We start from the raw sequence: 18,334 nt of genomic DNA, 5'->3' as shown, positions 1-18,334 counted from the left end.
CATTAAAAAATGTTGCAACCGAAACGAACAAAATACAGAAAATGTCACAAAGGAAAAAACCGTGGTTTAGCTGCTCGTGGTAGCAAAGTCAGTTTTGGTGAGTTTGGTTTAAAATCCGTAGAGCGCTCACGGATCACCGCGCGTCAAATCGAAGCCGCGAGAAGAGCTATCACTCGTCATATTAAACGGGGTGGAAAACTCTGGATACGTATTTTCCCAGATAAACCAATTACCAAAAAGCCTTTAGAAGTTCGTCAAGGTAAAGGTAAGGGTAGTGTGGAATATTGGGTAGCATTAATTCAGCCAGGTACCGTCATGTTTGAACTTGAAGGTGTGCCTCGCGATATCGCTGAGCGTGCTTTCGAACTCGCGGCTGCTAAATTACCTGTAAAAACGACATTTTCAGAACGGACGGTGATGTAATCATGAATATCGCAGAATTAAGAGAAAAAACTGAAAAAGAGTTGAATGAAGAATCGTTGGCGTTGACTCGTGAATTATTTAATTTACGCATGAGTAAAGCGGTTGGAAATTTGAAACAAACCCATACGCTGACAGAAGTTCGTCGTAACATCGCTCGCGTGAAAACCGTGATCCGCGAAAAACAAGCAAGTGGGAAATAACAATGACTGCTACAAAACAAACTGAAGGCCGCACGTTAGTGGGTACCGTGATCAGCGACAAAATGGATAAAACCATTACTGTGTTAGTTGATCGTCGTGTAAAGCATGCTAAATACGGAAAATATATTCGTCGTGTTTCAAAAATTAAAGCACACGATGAAAATAATGTTGGTAAGTCAGGTAACCAAGTTCTTATCAAAGAATGCGTTCCACTTTCCAAACAAAAGTCTTGGACATTAGTCGAAGTACTTGAAGCGTAAAGTAATTTAAATTAATGCTAGTAACATATTGCTAGCGTTTGAAAAAATGGTATAATTTGCCCCCTTTGTCTTTACACAAAGAGCATATAACGGAGATAAACAATGATACAGTCAGAATCACTGCTTGATGTGGCTGATAACAGTGGCGCACGTCGAGTCAAGTGTATCAAAGTGCTCGGTGGTTCCCATCGTCGCTACGCGCATATTGGCGATATTATTAAAGTCAGCGTAAAAGAAGCGATACCACGTGGTCGCGTTAAGAAAGGTGACGTGTTAAATGCGGTAGTCGTAAGAACCCGGAGTGGCGTGAGACGTTCTGATGGTTCATTGATCCGATTTGATAGTAATTCAGTCGTATTATTGAATAATCAAAATCAGCCTATTGGTACTCGTATCTTTGGACCAGTCACCAGAGAATTACGCAGTGAATTATTCATGAAAATTATTTCACTAGCACCTGAAGTGCTGTAGGCCTGGAGTAAGTAGCAATGAGAAAGATCAAAACAGGCGATGAAGTTATCGTGCTAACCGGAAAAAGCAAAGGCGCTCGTGGACGCGTTCTGAAAGTGTTGGCAAAAAATGACGAAACTAAAGTTGTTGTTGATGGTGTGAATATGGTGAAAAAGCATGTTCGTGCTAACCCCAATCGTGAACAAGAAGGTGGTATCAAAGAACAACCCGCAGCATTAGATGTATCTAATGTCGCTTTGGTTAATCCAAAAACCAATAAAGCTGATCGAGTTGGATTTAAAACATTAGAAAACGGGACAAAAGTGCGATATTTCAAAAGCACTGGAGAAGACATTGTCGAATAATGGTGAGCAAAATGGCTAGACTAGACGATTTATACAGGAAAAATATTGTAGCTGAATTGAAAAAACAATTTAACTACGCGAGTGTGATGCAAGTACCCAAAATTACTAAAATCACCTTAAATATGGGATTGGGTGAAGCCGTAGGCGATAAAAAAATTGTGAAAAATGCCATGGAAGACATGGAAAAAATTGCAGGACAAAAACCCATTGTCACAAATGCCCGCAAATCGATTGCAGGATTTAAAATTCGTGAAGAATGGCCAATTGGGTGTAAAGTGACACTGCGACATGCGCGCATGTATGAATTTTTAGATCGCCTGATCAGTATTGCGATCCCACGGATCCGCGATTTTCGTGGATTTTCCATCAAATCGTTCGATGGGCGTGGAAATTATAGTTTAGGGATCCAAGAACAAATCGTGTTCCCAGAAATCGATTACGATAAAATTGATCAAATTCGCGGGATGGACATTACTATAACCACCTCAGCGAAATCTGATAAAGAAGCATTAGCGCTATTAAAAGCGTTTAATTTTCCATTTAAAGAAACTGTGGTTAGCGAATAGGCGGAGATACGCATGGCAAAAACATCAGTAAGAGAACGCGAACAACAAAAAGTCGATTTAGTTCGCAAGTACGCAAAAAAAACAGCAGATATTAAATCTAAGATCCGTGAGGCAATCTTAGCCGATCTTAATTCTCAGAATCAAAATGAATCTCGCGTATTTGAAAACTACTTGAAATTAAATAAGTTGCCGCGTAATGCAAGCCGCACTCGCGTCACTCGTCGTTGCAATATTTGCAGCCGCGGACGCAGCGTTTATCGTGCGTATGGATTGTGCCGCATTTGTTTGCGCCAAGCAGCAATGCGTGGTGATATTCCTGGTTTGGTTAAATCAAGCTGGTAGTCTGGAGAAATTTTATTATGAGTATGCAAGATCCGATCGCTGACATGTTAACAAGAATTCGTAACGCGCAAAGCGCAAAAATGCGTTCTGTAACAATGCCGCTTTCAAAATTAAAAGTCGCCATTGCGAACGTCTTAAAACAAGAAGGTTATATCGATACCGTTCAGCAAGAAGAACAAGATGGTAAGCCGGTGTTAACCTTAGAACTCCGTTATTTTCAAGGTCGCCCTGTGATTGTAAAACTTAAGCGTGTGAGTCGTCCCGGCTTAAGAATTTACAAAGGTAAAAATGACATTCCTAAAGTATTAAACGGCTTAGGTACTGCGATTATGTCAACTTCAAAAGGAGTGATGACGGATCGTGAGGCACGTTCTTTAGGACAGGGTGGCGAACTCTTGTGTATAGTGGAATAGAGGAATAAAAAATGGGATCACGCGTCGCAAATAATCCGATTAACATTCCAAGTGGTGTTGAAGTTACATCACAAGCGAATGCGGTTTCTGTAAAGGGTAGTAAAGGTAACTTACACTATTCCTTACATCACTTAGTGACTATCGAAAAAGAGGGTAATGTTTTAACGATCAAAGCCCTTAATGAATCAATTGAAGCAAATGCTCAAGCAGGAACCACACGTGCCATTATTAATAATATGGTGAATGGTGTAAGCAAAGGCTTTGAGCGTAAGTTAGTTCTTGTTGGGGTGGGTTATCGTGCTGCAGCTCAGGGTAAAGTATTAAATCTTTCACTGGGATTTTCACATCCAGTGGTGTTCCCCGTTCCTGAGGGCATTACAATTGAAACCCCCAGTCAAACTGAAATACTCGTAAAGGGTGCTGATAAACGCTTAGTTGGCCAAGTGGCTGCTAATATTCGCAGCATTCGCCCACCGGAACCCTACAAAGGTAAAGGTGTTCGCTATGCCGATGAGAAAGTCATTATTAAAGAAACCAAGAAGAAATAATTCGAGGTAGTAAATATGTTAAACAAAAAAGTTTCAAGATTACGCCGCGCACGCAAAGCACGTTGCAAAATGCGCGAAGATCAAAAATTACGTTTATGTGTTCATCGCACCCCGCAACACATTTACGCCCAAGTATTTTCAGTAGATGGCTCGCAAGTATTAGTAACTGCAAGCAGCGCTGAACAAGGGCTTCGTGATGCTAAGGCTGAAAACAAAGTCGGTCTTGCAGGAGTCGTGGGTAAGGCAGTGGCAGAACGCGCAATTGCGAAAGGTATCAAACAAGTCGCCTTTGATCGTTCAGGGTTTAAATATCATGGTCGCGTGAAAGCATTAGCAGATGCTGCTCGTGAAGGCGGACTAGAGTTTTAAGGGTTAATAATTATGTCAGGTTTCGATCAATCCACTAAAAGTGACGGAATGTTGGAAAAGCTGGTTGCGGTTAACCGTAATGCCAAAGTTGTCAAAGGTGGTCGTATTTTCAGTTTTTCTGCGGTGACTGTCGTGGGTGATGGTAAAGGCCGTATTGGTGTTGGGCGCGGTAAATCACGCGAAGTACCGTTAGCGATCGGTAAGGCGCTCGAAAGTGCACGTCGCAATATGTTCTATGTTGACATAAATGGCGACACTTTATATTACGATGTCTTAGCTCGCCACAGTTCAACAACAGTCTTCATGAAACCGGCAGCAGAAGGTACTGGTATTATCGCTGGTGGTTCCATGCGTGCAGTATTCGAAGTAGTAGGGATCCATAACGTCCTAGCAAAAGTGATTGGTTCCAGCAATCCTGTAAACGTGGTTTATGCAACTATCAAAGGCTTGCGTGAAATGGCGTCCCCAGAATATTTAGCTGAAAAGCGCGGCAAAACCGTGAAAGAATTATTAGGAGCAGTGCGCGATGAGCAATAAGCTAGTAACATTGCGAGTGACATTAATCAAAAGCCTCAGCGGTCGGGTACATTCCCACAAAGCGACCGCACAAGGATTAGGTTTAAAGCGCTTACATCAAACGGTGGAGTTACCAGCAACCCCTGAAATTATGGGTATGGTAAATAAAGTTTCATATTTACTAAAAGTTGAGGAAGTAGAATGATGAACCTCAATACAATTCAACCAGCAATTGGCGCAAAACGTAATGCGCGACGTGTTGGACGTGGTATTGGTTGTACTAAAGGCAAAACCTGTGGTCGTGGACATAAAGGTCAACATGCGCGTGCCGGTGGGTACCATAAAGTCGGTTTTGAAGGTGGACAAATGCCTATGCAGCGTCGTTTGCCAAAATTCGGTTTTAATTCTCGTGGTGCTTTAGTACGTGACGAAATAACTCTCGATGCATTGCAAAGCATGACAGCAGAAGTGATCGATTTGCATAGCTTAATGTTAGAGAATGTGATTAATCGTAATATCAAAGACGCTAAGGTGATTTTATCCGGTTCGATCAATCGGGCTATTACCATAAAAGGCCTACGAGTCACTAAAGGCGCTCGCCAAGCAATTGAAGCTGCTGGTGGAAAGGTCGAGGATTAATCAATTATGACCAAAAGTGGATCTTTCCCTGCGAATACTGCGAGTACTGGTTTTGCCGAAGTAAGAAGACGCTTATGGTATGTTCTGCTTGGGCTAATCATTTTTCGCATAGGTGCGCATGTGCCCGTTCCAGGGCTTGATCCAAAACGCTTGCAAGCATTATTCAGTCACCAAACCAATACTATTCTCGGTATGTTTAATATGTTTTCTGGTGGCGCACTGAGTAAACTGACTGTATTTGCGCTAAGTGTGATGCCGTATATTTCAGCATCGATTATTATTCAGCTATTGACAGCAGTATCTCCCAAGCTCGATCAATTGCGTAAAGAGGGTGAGTCTGGTCGTCGTAAAATCAATCAATATACACGATACGGAACCTTGTTTTTAGCATTTTTTCAAGCGCTTGGTATCGCAAAGTGGTTAGCAAGTGAAGGTATTGCCATTGATCCAGGCTTAACCTTTTACTTTACAGCAACCATCACCTTAGTAACCGGTACTATGTTCTTGATGTGGCTTGGTGAGCAAATGACAGAGCGTGGAATTGGAAATGGTATTTCATTAATTATTACAGCGGGAATTGTTTCTGGCTTGCCTGCTGCCATTGCACGAACTCTGCAGCAAGTTCGTGAAGGTCAATTATCGGTTATTGCCTTATTACTAATCGCTGCACTGATAGTCGTGGTGACAGGGTTCGTCGTATTCATGGAAAGTGGTCAACGACGCATTACCGTGAATTATGCGAAGAGACAACAAGGCCGAAAAATGTATGCCGCACAGTCCAGTCATTTGCCATTTAAAATCAATATGTCTGGTGTTATACCTCCTATTTTTGCTTCAAGTTTAATCTTGTTACCAGGTACGTTGGCTTCTTTTTTAGGTAATATCAAAGGGTTTGAATGGTTAGCGAGCGTTGCGTTATGGTTATCACCAACTCAACCCCTGTATATGATTTGTTACGGCATCATGATCATCTTTTTTGCTTTTTTCTACACGGCATTGGTTTTTAATCCTAAAGAAACAGCAGAAAATTTAAAAAAATCTGGCGCGTTCATTCCGGGTATTCGTCCTGGAGAACAAACAGCCAACTATATCGATAAAGTCATGTCCCGATTAACATTAGTAGGTGCTCTTTATTTAGCATTGGTCGCACTGATGCCTGAGTTTATGATCGTTGCTTGGCATGTACCCTTCTTCTTCGGAGGTACCTCCTTGCTGATTATCGTGGTGGTGTTGATGGATTTCATGGCGCAAATGCGCGCGTTAATGATGTCTTATCAATATGAATCCTTAATGAAAAAATCCAACTTGCGCGGGGCAGGTCCCAGCGGCATGTTCCGTTAAATAAGGTAACTAAGATGAAGGTTAGAGCATCGGTAAAAAAAATATGTCGTTATTGCAAAGTGATCCGTCGCAATGGCGTAGTACGAGTGATCTGCAAAGATCCAAAACATAAACAAAGGCAAGGCTAAGTCCATGAGTGACTGTTCAAAATGACTCAATTCTTGATGAAAGTCCATTTTGTTCAGCCCTTAAAAGATTTAAGCTCAGCAGAAAATAATAACATTGCTTGATTCTCAAGCTAGGTTAGGGTATCTTACCGCGTTTTCTGTTTGTATTAACATGTGAACTTTTGGGAGTTTGAAAATGGCCCGGATAGCTGGCATTAATATACCAGTTCATAAACATGCTGAAGTAGCATTAACGTCGATTTATGGTATTGGTCGTACACGCGCACGCCAAATATGTAGCGCTGCTGGTATCGCTATTTCCGCTAAAATTAGCACATTATCGGAAGATGAAATCGAAAAACTACGTGAACAAGTTGCTAAATTTACGGTGGAAGGTGATTTACGCCGTGAAATTTCCATGAACATTAAACGTTTAATGGACTTGGGCTGTTATCGTGGTGTTCGACATCGCCGAGGACTACCTCTACGGGGACAACGCACTCGCACGAATGCGCGTACCCGCAAAGGTAAACGTAAACCGATTAAGAATTAACGCTTAGGAAAAAATTATGTCTGCAACGTCTGCTGCGGCCAAAGCGGTCCGTAAAAAAGTCAAAAAACATGTAATGGATGGTATAGCCCATATTCATGCCTCCTTTAATAATACCCTTGTCACGATCACTGATCGCCAAGGCAATGCATTGGAATGGTCGAGTGCCGCCAGTTGTGGTTTTAAAGGATCACGTAAAAGCACGCCATTTGCAGCTCAGGTAGCCGCCGATAAAGTCGCTAATAGTGTCGTCGAAAATTACGGTATGAAATCTGTCGATGTGCGCATAAAAGGCCCTGGTCCAGGTCGTGAGTCTGCTGTGCGCTCGTTGAGTGGCTGCGGATTAAAAATTAATTCAATTACCGATGTGACCGGTATTCCGCATAACGGATGCCGTGCTCCGAAAAAACGTCGCGTCTAGGGAGAATACTATTAATGGCTCGTTATATTGGTCCAAAATGTAAATTATCTCGGCGTGAAGGTACCGATCTCTCTCTAAAAAGTGGTGTTCGTCCTTTATCGTCAAAATGTAAAGCTGATACTGCGCCAGGACAACATGGTGCTCGTCGTGGCCGCTTATCCGACTACGGTTTACAGCTGCGTCAAAAACAAATGATCCGTCGCCTGTATGGAATTCTGGAAAGACAATTTCAGAATTATTATAAAGAAGCCGCACGCTTAAAGGGCTCTACTGGTAATAATCTACTAGTGCTTTTGGAACGTCGCTTAGACAATGTTGTGTATCGGATGGGCTTAGCTTCAACACGTGCTGAAGCACGTCAATTAGTTGGACATAAATCTATTTTAGTGAATGGAGATGTTGTCAATATTCCATCGTATCAAGTGAAACCTGGTGATGTGGTTGAAGTTCGAGAACGCGCTAAAAAGCAATTACGAATTCAAGCAGCACTAGAATTAGCAAAAGATCGTACTCAATCCGATTGGCTTGAGCTAAACGAAGGGGCTATGCGTGGCACATTTAAACGTGATCCAGAGCGTAGTGAATTACCAAGCGAGATCAATGAAAATCTCGTTGTTGAATTGTATTCTAAATAATGCGTGGAGATTAAAGTACATGCACAATTCCGCTACTGAATTTTTAATACCTCGCAACATTCATGTCCAGGAAGTGGGTGCTTGTCATTCACGAGTGGTTCTTGAACCGTTAGAAAGAGGCTTTGGACACACTCTCGGTAATGCCCTGCGTCGCATTTTACTTTCTTCCATGCCAGGTTGTGCCATCACTGAAGTCACTATTCAAGGTGTGTTGCATGAATACAGCACGATTGAAGGCGTTCAAGAAGATGTTATTGATATCCTCTTGAATTTAAAAAACGTCGCCATAAAACTAAATGGGCGCGATGAGGTCAACCTCCGTTTAAATAAAAAAGGCGCTTGTGTGGTTACAGCAGGCGATATCGAAGTGGATGGTAATGTTGAAATTATCAACCCAGATTTAGTCATCGCACATTTAACAGACTTAGGCTCATTAAATATGACGCTACACGTGAGTCGTGGTCGTGGCTACCAGCCAGCGAATGCCCGCAGTGACGAAGAAATGGAATCACAAAGCATCGGACGACTACAACTAGACGCCAGCTTCAGTCCGGTCCGTCGCGTCGCTTACTCCGTTGAAAGTGCTCGTGTGGAAAAACGTACCGATTTAGATAAATTAATTATCGACTTAGAAACCAATGGCACGATTGATCCGGAAGAAGCTATTCGTCGTTCAGCCACAATTCTGCAACAGCAATTGGCTTATTTTGTCGAACTCGAAAGCAATGTTGAACAAACCGCCGAATCAAAAGAACAAGAAATAGACCCAATCTTGTTACGACCAGTCGACGATTTAGAATTAACAGTGCGTTCAGCTAATTGTTTGAAAGCAGAAAATATTTATTATATCGGCGATTTAGTGCAACGCTCTGAAGTTGAATTGCTAAAAACGCCAAATTTAGGTAAAAAATCATTAACTGAAATCAAAGATGTTCTTGCTTCAAAAGGCTTGTCATTAGGTGCTCAATTAGAAAATTGGCCACCGGCAAATCTTCGTGAAAAAGCAGATGAAAATATTTAAAAGGGTAATATCATGCGCCATCGTAACTCAGGACGTAAATTAAATCGTACCACCTCGCATCGCGAAGCGATGTTTCGCAATATGTCGGCTTCGTTGGTGGAACACGAAATCATTCGTACTACCTTGCCAAAAGCTAAAGAATTGCGTCGAGTGATTGAACCTCTGATCACTAAAGCTAAAGCCGATAGCGTTGCAAATCGTCGTTTACTATTTTCGCGTATTCGCGATAAAAATGCCGTTGATAAATTATTTACAACCCTAGGGCCACGTTATCAACAACGCCCAGGTGGTTATGTTCGTATTCTAAAATGTGGATATCGTTTAGGCGATAGCGCACCAATGGCCTATGTAGAATTAGTTGACCGCGAGTCAGCAGAAGCATAAAAAAAAGCCGGTTAATACCGGCTTTTTTTTTAAGTCGAACATTTTCATATCTTAATTCGGTGCCTCACTTAATAGCAAAAGTCTTATTGACCGTCAATCAAAATATTTGTTTAAGAGAACAATAAATTCATTGCTATATACCTTGGTTTTAAGCGTATACTAATAACGGTTTTAACAAAATGGAGTCATTGCAATGTCTAAAAAAGTTGTATTAACTGGCGCTGCCGCTCTTTTAGTTTCTTCAATTGCTTTGGGAGTTAACGTTGCCAACGCGAATTCCGTGGCCTTACCTGCTCATAGCTTTGCTACTGTTTTAAACGATAACTGTGGCGGTTGTGCGGCAACCACATGTGCTGCTACGTGCGCGGCCACGTGCGCCGGTGACGATTCTCACCAAGATGCCGCAGATTAGTATTTTTTATTCATGTTAAAATAAAACAGACGGGACTTCCCGTCTGTTTTATTTTAAGGGTACCTCGCTGGAAAAATCTTCACTATCGTTCAGGAGTTTTGCCTATGCTAAATGAGCAAGCTGGGGAAATGTGCCAAGCCAAGGGTTACTCGGCAGTAGAAGCTGAAGAAAATCGTGTTTCATTAACCCCGCAACAACAACAAGCCGCCAAGACGATAGAGGGGTGTTATCAAACTCTGGGGAATTCCAATGTGGTTTTTCCCTTATTATCGACTACGGATCAGTTACCTTATTGGCAACATCAACCCAAGGGCGATGTCAGAGATCCTGCTCATTTCACGCAATATTATTATCACGCCCATCCATCCAACGATGATGAACGCGTTCAAGAGCATGGGCATTTTCATTTATTTTTTATGCCAAAGGCCATCCCCTATGGGACAGATTTTATTATCGCCAATGATCACTATCATGAGTCTTTGGGTAAAAAAGAAAATTTAACGCATTTAATAGCCATTTCCATGAATGAGCAGGGTAGACCTATTGCTTTGTTTACGGTAAATCATTGGGTTGTACCAGGAGTTTGGTATTCTGCCGAAGTATTAATCTCGATGTTGGATCAATTTAAGGTCGAGCATGAATCGGCTCCTTGGGCGATTACCAGTCAATGGCTGACAGCCATGGTGCAATTATTCAATCCCTACATTGCAGAATTATTATTACAACGCGATAAAGTAATTGCCGAATACGCACAACAACATCCTGAAAGTCATGTGTATTATGATAAAGCACTTGAAGTAACCTCGGTATTAAGCTTAATTTAATAAAAATATTAATTTTTATGCCTACGTTGTTAATCTTTTTGCAAAATTTTTAAATTTTTTTTAAAAAAAGTTGGCGATCTTATTGAAATAAAGGTAGAATTCGTTGGCAATCAGATATTGAATTACTATTCTTTTAATTCAAATCTGTCTATCAATTGATCTACTTAGGGGGAAATAGGAATGATCAAAAAAACTTTAGTAGCTGCATTATTATCCTGTGGCGTTGGCGTTGCTTTTGCTGGCGGCATGGGTTACCAAAATTCACCTTGGTTTGTGGATGGCGCATTTGCCTTTACTCCAGCTAACCAAGTTCCATCGGTTGTTGCTGCAACTGCAGGTCTTGGAACAGCTTCTACAACGAATACGTTAAAAGGTGCTGGTGCAGCTTTCGGTGTTGGTTACGAAGCTAACTTAACTCGCGCAGTGGTTGCTGGTGTTCACGGTCGTTATGGCTGGTATGGTAATGTTGACTATGTGAACAACACCAATGCTGACCATTTAAAAACCACTTTCTCAGGTTTTGATGGCAGTGCATTTGTCGGTTACCGTTTAACCAACAATACAACTGCATATGTTCATGGTGGTTTTGGATACATTCGTATCAAATCCGAAGCAACCAATACTAACGTATCGACCAACAGAACAACTTGGGAAAACGTTCCTGTGTTCGGCGCATCACTTGCATACCGTTTCTCAAATAATGTTTCTGCATTATTTGACTACTCGCACTTTGCAGGCGATGACTTAACTAACGCTGGTGTTAACCAATTAGCAACTAACATCCCAGCTTTAGATTCTTTCCAAGTAGGTATCAAAGTTAACGTTTAATCGTTAATTTTATTCCATACTCAAAAAAAGGAGCTAGCAACCCTAGCTCCTTTTTTTATTTATGACGAGTGTTATCACTAAATAAATTTACTTGCAATTGAATATTAACTTAGGTAACGTACCTCGTTTCTAATGTGATTGATTACTTGGGGGAAAAGTAAAATGTTCAAACAATCATTAGTTGCTGCATTCTTATCTTGCAGTGCAGGCTTAGCGATGGCAGGCGGATTGGGTTATGCAACTTCATCACCCTGGTTTGCAGAAGGGGCGTTAACCTATAATCCAACCTCACAAACACCGGGTATAATACGACTTTATGAGAATGTGGTCGCAACCAACAAAGAAGAAAAAAATCGGACAGGTGCTCATTTTGCCTTTGGTTATCAACGGAGTATTGCAGAAAATATCCTTTTAGGATTTGATGCTGGTTGGGGTTATTATGGAAAAATGACGTACGAATCAGCGCAAGGACTTGATACGGATGGTTCGTTAACTACTACATTTTCTGGATTTGATGCCAATGCCTTTGTGGGTTATCGATTTACCCCACGCTTTAGCGCCTATGCGCATGCTGGTATGGGCTATATTCGCATCCATGCTGAAGAAAGCTCTCTGCAACCACTTCCATTTGGTTTTCCCACACCCAGAGGTCATGTCACTAACTGGGAAGCTGTGCCCGTTTTAGGTGCAACACTCGCTTATCACATCACCCGCAACGTTTCAGCTATCGCAGACTGGAGCCACTTAGCTGGTAATAGTTTTAGTTCTACTACCATAAGATCAGAGGAATTATTCACTAGCATTCCCATTATCAATTCCTATCAATTTGGTGTGCGGGTTAACGTTTAGTTAAAATTACAGTTAAAAATAAAAAAGGCTAGAGATCTTCTAGCCTTTTTTATATTGAGCCACCTTCAACCTAAGGGATTTTGGGTTAAATAAATTGCAGCACCCAATGTCCAATCTAAACCGGTATTATTGATTTGATTAGCAATGGTGACTTGGTGTGAGTTAGCAGGAAAGCCATAGCCGTGTTCTAGCAGAGAAGTATAATACGTGCCGGCAAAACAATAGACTTCTAAATATTGCGGAGCAACGTTCGGATAATCTTTAACTAGTTGTGACCAAGGCGTTTTACAGACCGAGGTTACTGCCGTTTCTAATTGTTGGGGTGAAAAAGACGAGGTGGTTTTAAAGAAATCACTCGTATAATAAAAACCCGAGAAGCCAATAAACGCATTTTGGTTTAAATGACTTGGAATAACCGGAGTGACTTGATTGCTCACCAAGGTGTCGTCAATGGCTTTTTGGCAGCCGCTAAAATTAAATTGTCCTTTACTACCATTTTTTAAGGTGAAATCGATAGGGTAACAACTCGAGTTATTGGAAATTCCACTCGAAGCAAACGCCATGTCTTGGCCTAATCCTAAAAAGCTATGTGAAAATAAACGATAGGCTTGATTGCCAAATTGGACCAATTGAAAATCATCAGAATTTGCGGCATCTTGCGGATCGTTATAAGTGATTTCGGTCGAGGCACCACCCATATCTAAAATTCCGGTGGTCGTTGGTTGCCCCAACTGTTGAGTTAAATCATTCACACTGATCCAATCGTAAATGCCTTCCCACTTGCCGGTAATGGTTTTCGCATCACGCAATTGCCAAGTGTTGTTATTTTTTAAGGCGGAAGTGAGTGCCGCATAAATCGCAGCTTGTTGTTGATCGGGAATTTCGCGCATACCCGCCGTGGCTAAAATATACAAAGGAACGTGATTGATTTGCGTGCCAATTTTAGTGCTGGCATCGGTTAATAATGCTTGGATTGGTGCAACCGCTTGCGTGGGGTCGTTTGCCGCACTGGCCAAGGGAATTTTATTTTTAATCGAAACCAGTTCCGTTAACTTAGGAATACCATTCGTTACTCCATCGATTTGAAACACGTGAATTCTTGATCCGCTGCTACCCGCATCAATCACTGAAATATATTGGTTATCCAAGGGCGCGGCAAACACAGAACAAGTTGATAAACACAAAAAAGCCAGAGTGAGTAATTTACGCATGGTTACTATTCCTCGTTAATTTTAGGCACGATTATACTCATATTAATGGATAGCGCCAACTAAAAATTGGAATTAGTCTATCGCGCTTTCAACTTATGATATTAGCCTGATATTAGCCTCGATTCTATCGTTATGTTGCATGGTAAGATTTAAGCTAATGGTGACGACTTACGGTCGATATTTCGGCAAATTAAAATGCAATTCCTTTAACAGCATTGCTGATGGATTATCGTTATCAACCTCACTCTCAATTTTTAAGGCCTCAAATACATCATCTCTTTATAAAAAGTTGTTTTCCTTTGTCTGCAAAAAATGCATTTCCATAAACACCTTTGCAATGCTTATAATAACGAAGTCTAAAAATATTTCTGAATTCAGGAATTTCAAATAGTGTTTTGATAACAGCATTTCGATAATGATCTTCCATCTCTCTCAGTAATCTCAGAATAAAATGATTGCCATAAGAATGAATATGATCAACTATCGCTTTAGTGCGCATGCGGTGAACTGGATCAGTGAAATATTGATATAGAAAATTGCCTAACTGAGCGGGCGAATATTTTTTAAAGGCATTGCATTGGCTATTGAGGACTTTATAAGGATTAACGCGATAAGTTTGACAATATAAATCCATGCAAAAAATAAGGAGTTGAGGAGTTATTTTTTGATAAAATTCTATAAGCCTATTACATTGATTTTCGCTTACAGAGAAAGATTCAAATTCTTCAAAATCTACCCAAGAAAATAACTCATATTTAGCAGCTTCTGCATAATTAAGAAAGTTAGCTAAAGATAAAATAGTATTTTTGATGAGTTGATTACTAAGAGAACTGGTGAGAAGAAAACGCATTAAACTTCTTAATTGATTGAGATCAATAGCATGCTGCTCATGTGTGAAGAAGTTAGATGTCGAGGTTGCTATAGGGGTAATAGCTTGGTTAGCTGCTGTATTGTGTTGAGCACGAATTAAAAACATTAAGGCGGTTGGTTCAAGTAGCGCATGGATGTGTTTCAAACCTATTTCCTTATTAGTCTCATAAGATTGTATGATAAAAACAGCTGATTTCAAATTTGAAATTGATTGAATTTTTAATTTTTCAAATCCTCTGCTGTATAATTCTTGAAACTTCATCTTATGATTTTCAACATGGTCACTCCACCCGTGAAGATAACCCAAGACACCCTTAAAATCAGCAAAACTCCTGATGAGTGAAGTTAAATAGACTGGCTCTAGTAGTTCACGAATCATGGCTTTAAAATAATTATGAATAGCCGGATTATTTTCATTTGACTCAGCAAAGCTTGAAAAACTCGACAAAGTTTTTCGGAGAGCATTCATTGGGTATTCATTTTCTATCATCGATTTTACGTATTCCAAGTTAAGAATAGCGGTTGCTTGAAGTTTTGTAGCATTTTCTGCGACGCTGTCACGATGAAAGAACCAATAAAATGGTTGAAATAACTCATGATACTTGCTTCCTGAACAGTCCTTTAGACAATTAATAGCAACATTATTAATAAATCCAGCCTGCAGTTCGGGTCTGTTTTGTAAAATAATAGAGTTTGCACTAGATATTTCCGCTATTGTTTTATATTGATAATTAAATATTTTTTGAGTTAATAAGAAGTCCAAAACCTTATTTTTTAAGCTAATAAATTCAACCTCATCATTAATTTGATTGATTAAATTTTTTATAGAATTAATAGATAAATTTGCGCTTTTTAAAATTATAGTAATACAATTTATTTTCACACCTTCTTCAAAATAAAAATTTAATAGCTCTTTAATAATGCCGAATATAGCAATACCATCATCTTCTTCAACTTCTCTAACCTGCCAATTTATAAGATTACTTAGAGTTTTATCTTTAAAATAAGCTAAACAGATATTTCCTAAAACATCCCTAGTCCGAGAGGGTGAGCTAGCGGAATAGTAATGTTTAACACAAATTTCATAAAATTCTTGCAGGTTATCCGAAAAGCTCTTGTCGGACTTTAGGTCATCAATAGTCTTAAAGAGGTTATCTAAAGATTGGTAACGAAAGGATTTTAAAAGCATCAGCGCATAGTCACTTAGATTAAGAGGTGGCGTGCGATCATCTGAGATGATATTAAAGAAGTTAGATATTTTTTTTGCGCATACATGTAATAAACCGGTCGGATTTTCTCGCTTAAGAATAGTATTAGATATAATTTCATGATTAGTGATTATTTGTTTTTCGTTTTCAATCGCAAGACCTATGCGCGCATAGAACTTAGCATTTCTTGATCCTAAATAAGGATCATCTGTAAGGTGTTGTGAAATTGAATAGGTTACTTCCTTGCATGATCGCAATAAAGAAATTGTAGCTAGATAAGTTGGGCTTTCTGCAGAATACACATCATCTTGCGAAAAGTCTTCTAATTGAATTTTTAATCGTTGTTTTAAAAATGTTTCAATTAACGTATACAATGGGGGATTATAATTTTTTTGTAAAATTTCTCGAAGTAATGATGAGAAATTATCATAGCTATAGAGTTCAACTTCATTTTCATTGAAATAACACAATAACTCTATTAAAAGATGCGTATGAAGATTATCAGCAGCCAGAAATCCCAACCAAAAGCTAACACTTCCCGTGGCTAATAATTTTTCAGTTTGGGAACGCCACTCTTTAATGATTTCATTGTTATTGCTGCTTTGATTGAGTGCTTTTATACAGACAGATAACCCAGCATTTTTACTTAAATGGAAATTATCGTTATTTTCTCTAGGCCATTTGAGCTTGTTTGCTAATAGGGTTTTATGCGAATTTCTCAATAATGTTGCTATTCTTTTGGTTTCATCGAAATTAAAACATGCCTCATAACGCCATTTTGAATCCGTTTCCTCAATAGCAATAATTTTTTCCATTGTTTCAACTGATAGGATATTATTATCGCCTGAGCTAATAAATACTTTTAATTCCTGCAAATCGCTTAATTCAAATTCGGCTAAAATGAATGATTTTTCATCACGTGAGGTTTTAATTCCCCAAAATTCTTCGCTGAGAATAGGATCTTGAGCAAAGGCGCTGTAAATGCTTTCCCCTGATGTGTTGCGCAATAATAATCGCTGAGGATTAATATCACTAACATCCAGCGTCGATAGAATTTCGCGAATTATATACAATCCGTCTGGAGTATTGAGCAGTCGATCTAGCAACGCTAATTCATTTTCAGTCAAGTCATGATAGGTTGTTAAAAAATTATAGAGTTGATGATGATATGGGCTTTGTTCATGAATTTCTGCGATAGTAGGATATACTAGCTCACCAAATTTTTCAGCAATAATATTTTCTAAAAAAAACTGTCTTAAATTTTCATTAACCGAAGGCTTTACCATTTTTAAACGTTTTTCTGGTGGAATACTTTTTAAATATAATGCATTATCAGGAGCAGCTTTTAAAATGTTATACCATTGCTTAGCGCTAATTTTTGATTGATCTAGGCTATTAATGTACTTCGCAACGTCTGCTGAAGAAAGATCTTTTAAAGATTTTAAAATAGCTTCTATTTCATTCTCAGGGAGTTCATCCTCAATAACAGCTCCTGCTTCCCACCATTGTTTTGCCTGGCTAAATCCAGTGAGTAAAGCTACTATTTCATAAGGCTGTAAATTAAGCTGGATAGCATTTAGTTCACCGATAAGTATGGTAATTAATTTCAATGTTTGCTGTTCATAGGTTATTTGATTAGGTAAGCTTTGCAAAGCATCATAAATCGTGGCAAATCGATAACGTAATGCTTGATGATAGTGATGCAACATTTTTTTGGATAATGCAGCAATATAAGAAGACGATAAATTTAAACGATAGGGGTCGACTAGGTAAGTTGAAGACGCAGAGATCCCTGAGTTTGCGTATAATTGCATTTTTTCCACATGAGTTTCCAATATTTCATCAATATTATACTGCTGGCAAAATCCCAATAAAACAAGATGCTCAGCTTGACTAAGTGCGATTTGATGGAATGAAATATTAAGTAGATATTCTAATTGAGTGAGTAGTTCTGCTACAGCTCTAGCGCAGAAGTTAGCCTGCTCAATAAACTCGGAATTTTTTGCCGCCTTCATAAATTGAGTGAGGATTTCTTCGAGTCGTTTTGCTTCGTGTTCTTGAGCTGGGTTATTTTTGCATGACTCTAGCTGTTGCAATATATTTTTAATATGGGTACAAAAATATGTCAATCGAAATACGGTTTGTACTAACTGCTCATTATCTGTGATAATTGCATGATTAGCTGCTAAAATATTCGATAACTCATTTAAATTTTGATTATGTAACCAAGCTAATAATTGAAAAAATAATTTAATTACTTTTTGATCATGATTTTCGTATGCCTTAGGAATTTCGATTTCAATTTCTGCTACAACTTTTAATAGGGTACTGGGATCGGGTAGTGTAAAATGCTCATTATTGGGACGAATTATCAAGCACGCTTGATTGTTTTTCTGAATATATCGATCTTGCAATACTAATAGATGATCTTTTCTTGCAATTTTTTCAGCCGTAGATAAGGTTTCCGAATTATCAATTTCTGTAAAATAGGGATGAACATTCCGCAGATAGGCAAAAGGATTAAAAAAATCCAAGCGAGTGGCTAAATTAAATTCTTCGTTGTTACCATTGACCACGGCATC

General features: G+C 39.4%; 26 protein-coding genes. 24 read left to right on the top strand and 2 right to left on the bottom strand.

Translation table 11 applies throughout. The features are described 5' to 3' along the window. Positions 1–9 precede the first annotated feature (9 nt). From rplP to KIT27_04480, 24 genes are all read left to right on the top strand, one after another. Positions 10–423, top strand: coding sequence for a 50S ribosomal protein L16 (gene rplP, locus KIT27_04595; protein MCW5588924.1), 414 nt, complete (start codon positions 10–12; stop codon positions 421–423). 2 nt (positions 424–425) lie between these two features. Next, positions 426–623, top strand: coding sequence for a 50S ribosomal protein L29 (gene rpmC / locus KIT27_04590; GenBank protein ID MCW5588923.1), 198 nt, complete (start codon positions 426–428; stop codon positions 621–623). Between the two features lie 2 nt (positions 624–625). Then, complete coding sequence (rpsQ, locus tag KIT27_04585) at positions 626–883, top strand: 30S ribosomal protein S17 (GenBank protein ID MCW5588922.1); 258 nt, start codon at positions 626–628, stop codon at positions 881–883. 102 nt (positions 884–985) lie between these two features. Next, positions 986–1,354 carry a 50S ribosomal protein L14 gene (gene rplN / locus KIT27_04580; GenBank protein ID MCW5588921.1) on the top strand — a complete coding sequence of 123 codons (369 nt, stop codon included), beginning with the start codon at positions 986–988 and terminating at the stop codon, positions 1,352–1,354. Between the two features lie 17 nt (positions 1,355–1,371). Then, complete coding sequence (rplX, locus tag KIT27_04575) at positions 1,372–1,698, top strand: 50S ribosomal protein L24 (protein MCW5588920.1); 327 nt, start codon at positions 1,372–1,374, stop codon at positions 1,696–1,698. Between the two features lie 11 nt (positions 1,699–1,709). After that, a complete protein-coding gene (gene rplE, locus KIT27_04570) occupies positions 1,710–2,264 on the top strand; it encodes a 50S ribosomal protein L5 (GenBank protein ID MCW5588919.1) in 555 nt (184 codons plus the stop codon). Positions 2,265–2,276: 12 nt separating this feature from the next. Then, a complete protein-coding gene (gene rpsN / locus KIT27_04565) occupies positions 2,277–2,606 on the top strand; it encodes a 30S ribosomal protein S14 (protein MCW5588918.1) in 330 nt (109 codons plus the stop codon). Between the two features lie 17 nt (positions 2,607–2,623). Next, on the top strand, positions 2,624–3,019 hold the full coding sequence (rpsH, locus tag KIT27_04560; GenBank protein ID MCW5588917.1) for a 30S ribosomal protein S8: 396 nt from the start codon (positions 2,624–2,626) through the stop codon (positions 3,017–3,019). 11 nt (positions 3,020–3,030) lie between these two features. Beyond that, positions 3,031–3,567, top strand: coding sequence for a 50S ribosomal protein L6 (gene rplF, locus KIT27_04555; GenBank protein MCW5588916.1), 537 nt, complete (start codon positions 3,031–3,033; stop codon positions 3,565–3,567). A gap of 15 nt (positions 3,568–3,582) precedes the next feature. Next, a complete protein-coding gene (gene rplR, locus KIT27_04550; GenBank protein ID MCW5588915.1) occupies positions 3,583–3,936 on the top strand; it encodes a 50S ribosomal protein L18 in 354 nt (117 codons plus the stop codon). A 12-nt stretch (positions 3,937–3,948) separates the two neighbouring features. After that, the gene (gene rpsE / locus KIT27_04545; GenBank protein MCW5588914.1) at positions 3,949–4,473 is read left to right on the top strand and encodes a 30S ribosomal protein S5; all 525 of its coding nucleotides are present in this window, start codon (positions 3,949–3,951) and stop codon (positions 4,471–4,473) included. After that, positions 4,463–4,657, top strand: a complete 195-nt coding sequence (rpmD, locus tag KIT27_04540; protein MCW5588913.1) for a 50S ribosomal protein L30 — start codon at positions 4,463–4,465, stop codon at positions 4,655–4,657. Before rpsE ends, rpmD begins: the two co-directional genes overlap by 11 nt. Further along, positions 4,657–5,091, top strand: a complete 435-nt coding sequence (rplO, locus tag KIT27_04535) for a 50S ribosomal protein L15 (protein ID MCW5588912.1) — start codon at positions 4,657–4,659, stop codon at positions 5,089–5,091. The genes rpmD and rplO overlap by 1 nt, the downstream gene beginning before the upstream one ends. A 6-nt stretch (positions 5,092–5,097) precedes the next feature. Beyond that, positions 5,098–6,432, top strand: a complete 1,335-nt coding sequence (gene secY / locus KIT27_04530; GenBank protein MCW5588911.1) for a preprotein translocase subunit SecY — start codon at positions 5,098–5,100, stop codon at positions 6,430–6,432. Between the two features lie 14 nt (positions 6,433–6,446). Continuing rightward, positions 6,447–6,560 carry a 50S ribosomal protein L36 gene (gene rpmJ, locus KIT27_04525; protein ID MCW5588910.1) on the top strand — a complete coding sequence of 38 codons (114 nt, stop codon included), beginning with the start codon at positions 6,447–6,449 and terminating at the stop codon, positions 6,558–6,560. A 175-nt stretch (positions 6,561–6,735) separates the two neighbouring features. Then, complete coding sequence (gene rpsM / locus KIT27_04520) at positions 6,736–7,092, top strand: 30S ribosomal protein S13 (GenBank protein MCW5588909.1); 357 nt, start codon at positions 6,736–6,738, stop codon at positions 7,090–7,092. 16 nt (positions 7,093–7,108) lie between these two features. Then, positions 7,109–7,510 (top strand): 30S ribosomal protein S11, encoded by a 402-nt coding sequence (gene rpsK, locus KIT27_04515; protein ID MCW5588908.1) that lies wholly within the window; start codon positions 7,109–7,111, stop codon positions 7,508–7,510. A 14-nt stretch (positions 7,511–7,524) separates the two neighbouring features. Continuing rightward, positions 7,525–8,145 (top strand): 30S ribosomal protein S4, encoded by a 621-nt coding sequence (gene rpsD, locus KIT27_04510; protein MCW5588907.1) that lies wholly within the window; start codon positions 7,525–7,527, stop codon positions 8,143–8,145. A gap of 19 nt (positions 8,146–8,164) precedes the next feature. Then, entirely contained in the window at positions 8,165–9,166 is a 1,002-nt protein-coding gene (rpoA, locus tag KIT27_04505) for a DNA-directed RNA polymerase subunit alpha (protein MCW5588906.1), read from the top strand. A gap of 12 nt (positions 9,167–9,178) precedes the next feature. After that, complete coding sequence (gene rplQ / locus KIT27_04500) at positions 9,179–9,550, top strand: 50S ribosomal protein L17 (protein ID MCW5588905.1); 372 nt, start codon at positions 9,179–9,181, stop codon at positions 9,548–9,550. Between the two features lie 193 nt (positions 9,551–9,743). Beyond that, positions 9,744–9,962: a hypothetical protein gene (locus KIT27_04495; GenBank protein ID MCW5588904.1), complete on the top strand. Its 219-nt coding sequence runs from the start codon at positions 9,744–9,746 to the stop codon at positions 9,960–9,962. A 104-nt stretch (positions 9,963–10,066) separates the two neighbouring features. Continuing rightward, entirely contained in the window at positions 10,067–10,786 is a 720-nt protein-coding gene (locus KIT27_04490; protein MCW5588903.1) for a hypothetical protein, read from the top strand. A 180-nt stretch (positions 10,787–10,966) separates the two neighbouring features. Then, positions 10,967–11,614 (top strand): outer membrane beta-barrel protein, encoded by a 648-nt coding sequence (locus KIT27_04485; protein MCW5588902.1) that lies wholly within the window; start codon positions 10,967–10,969, stop codon positions 11,612–11,614. Positions 11,615–11,776: 162 nt separating this feature from the next. Continuing rightward, positions 11,777–12,463, top strand: a complete 687-nt coding sequence (locus KIT27_04480; GenBank protein ID MCW5588901.1) for a hypothetical protein — start codon at positions 11,777–11,779, stop codon at positions 12,461–12,463. Positions 12,464–12,528: 65 nt separating this feature from the next. Here KIT27_04480 and KIT27_04475 read toward each other — a convergent pair whose 3' ends face one another. Both KIT27_04475 and KIT27_04470 read right to left on the bottom strand, forming a co-directional pair. Beyond that, positions 12,529–13,674 carry a hypothetical protein gene (locus KIT27_04475; GenBank protein MCW5588900.1) on the bottom strand — a complete coding sequence of 382 codons (1,146 nt, stop codon included), beginning with the start codon at positions 13,672–13,674 and terminating at the stop codon, positions 12,529–12,531. 271 nt (positions 13,675–13,945) lie between these two features. Further along, entirely contained in the window at positions 13,946–18,328 is a 4,383-nt protein-coding gene (locus tag KIT27_04470) for a hypothetical protein (protein ID MCW5588899.1), read from the bottom strand. Positions 18,329–18,334: the final 6 nt, after the last annotated feature.

Source organism: Legionellales bacterium (assembly GCA_026125385.1).
In the GTDB taxonomy this organism is placed as follows: Bacteria; Pseudomonadota; Gammaproteobacteria; order JAHCLG01; family JAHCLG01; genus JAHCLG01.
This window is presented reverse-complemented; position numbering and strand designations above follow the sequence as displayed.

Coding starts and splice junctions, on each gene's coding strand:
- rpsM (MCW5588909.1), top strand. CDS start 6,736: ATGGCCCGGATAGCTGGCATTAATATACCAGTTCATAAACATGCTGAA.
- KIT27_04485 (MCW5588902.1), top strand. CDS start 10,967: ATGATCAAAAAAACTTTAGTAGCTGCATTATTATCCTGTGGCGTTGGC.
- rpoA (MCW5588906.1), top strand. CDS start 8,165: ATGCACAATTCCGCTACTGAATTTTTAATACCTCGCAACATTCATGTC.
- rpsH (MCW5588917.1), top strand. CDS start 2,624: ATGAGTATGCAAGATCCGATCGCTGACATGTTAACAAGAATTCGTAAC.
- rpmJ (MCW5588910.1), top strand. CDS start 6,447: ATGAAGGTTAGAGCATCGGTAAAAAAAATATGTCGTTATTGCAAAGTG.
- secY (MCW5588911.1), top strand. CDS start 5,098: ATGACCAAAAGTGGATCTTTCCCTGCGAATACTGCGAGTACTGGTTTT.
- rpsE (MCW5588914.1), top strand. CDS start 3,949: ATGTCAGGTTTCGATCAATCCACTAAAAGTGACGGAATGTTGGAAAAG.
- rplF (MCW5588916.1), top strand. CDS start 3,031: ATGGGATCACGCGTCGCAAATAATCCGATTAACATTCCAAGTGGTGTT.
- rplO (MCW5588912.1), top strand. CDS start 4,657: ATGAACCTCAATACAATTCAACCAGCAATTGGCGCAAAACGTAATGCG.
- rplE (MCW5588919.1), top strand. CDS start 1,710: ATGGCTAGACTAGACGATTTATACAGGAAAAATATTGTAGCTGAATTG.
- rpsQ (MCW5588922.1), top strand. CDS start 626: ATGACTGCTACAAAACAAACTGAAGGCCGCACGTTAGTGGGTACCGTG.
- KIT27_04495 (MCW5588904.1), top strand. CDS start 9,744: ATGTCTAAAAAAGTTGTATTAACTGGCGCTGCCGCTCTTTTAGTTTCT.
- KIT27_04480 (MCW5588901.1), top strand. CDS start 11,777: ATGTTCAAACAATCATTAGTTGCTGCATTCTTATCTTGCAGTGCAGGC.
- rpmC (MCW5588923.1), top strand. CDS start 426: ATGAATATCGCAGAATTAAGAGAAAAAACTGAAAAAGAGTTGAATGAA.
- rpmD (MCW5588913.1), top strand. CDS start 4,463: ATGAGCAATAAGCTAGTAACATTGCGAGTGACATTAATCAAAAGCCTC.
- rplN (MCW5588921.1), top strand. CDS start 986: ATGATACAGTCAGAATCACTGCTTGATGTGGCTGATAACAGTGGCGCA.
- rplR (MCW5588915.1), top strand. CDS start 3,583: ATGTTAAACAAAAAAGTTTCAAGATTACGCCGCGCACGCAAAGCACGT.
- KIT27_04475 (MCW5588900.1), bottom strand. CDS start 13,674: ATGCGTAAATTACTCACTCTGGCTTTTTTGTGTTTATCAACTTGTTCT.
- rpsN (MCW5588918.1), top strand. CDS start 2,277: ATGGCAAAAACATCAGTAAGAGAACGCGAACAACAAAAAGTCGATTTA.
- rplX (MCW5588920.1), top strand. CDS start 1,372: ATGAGAAAGATCAAAACAGGCGATGAAGTTATCGTGCTAACCGGAAAA.
- rplQ (MCW5588905.1), top strand. CDS start 9,179: ATGCGCCATCGTAACTCAGGACGTAAATTAAATCGTACCACCTCGCAT.
- rpsK (MCW5588908.1), top strand. CDS start 7,109: ATGTCTGCAACGTCTGCTGCGGCCAAAGCGGTCCGTAAAAAAGTCAAA.
- KIT27_04490 (MCW5588903.1), top strand. CDS start 10,067: ATGCTAAATGAGCAAGCTGGGGAAATGTGCCAAGCCAAGGGTTACTCG.
- rpsD (MCW5588907.1), top strand. CDS start 7,525: ATGGCTCGTTATATTGGTCCAAAATGTAAATTATCTCGGCGTGAAGGT.
- rplP (MCW5588924.1), top strand. CDS start 10: ATGTTGCAACCGAAACGAACAAAATACAGAAAATGTCACAAAGGAAAA.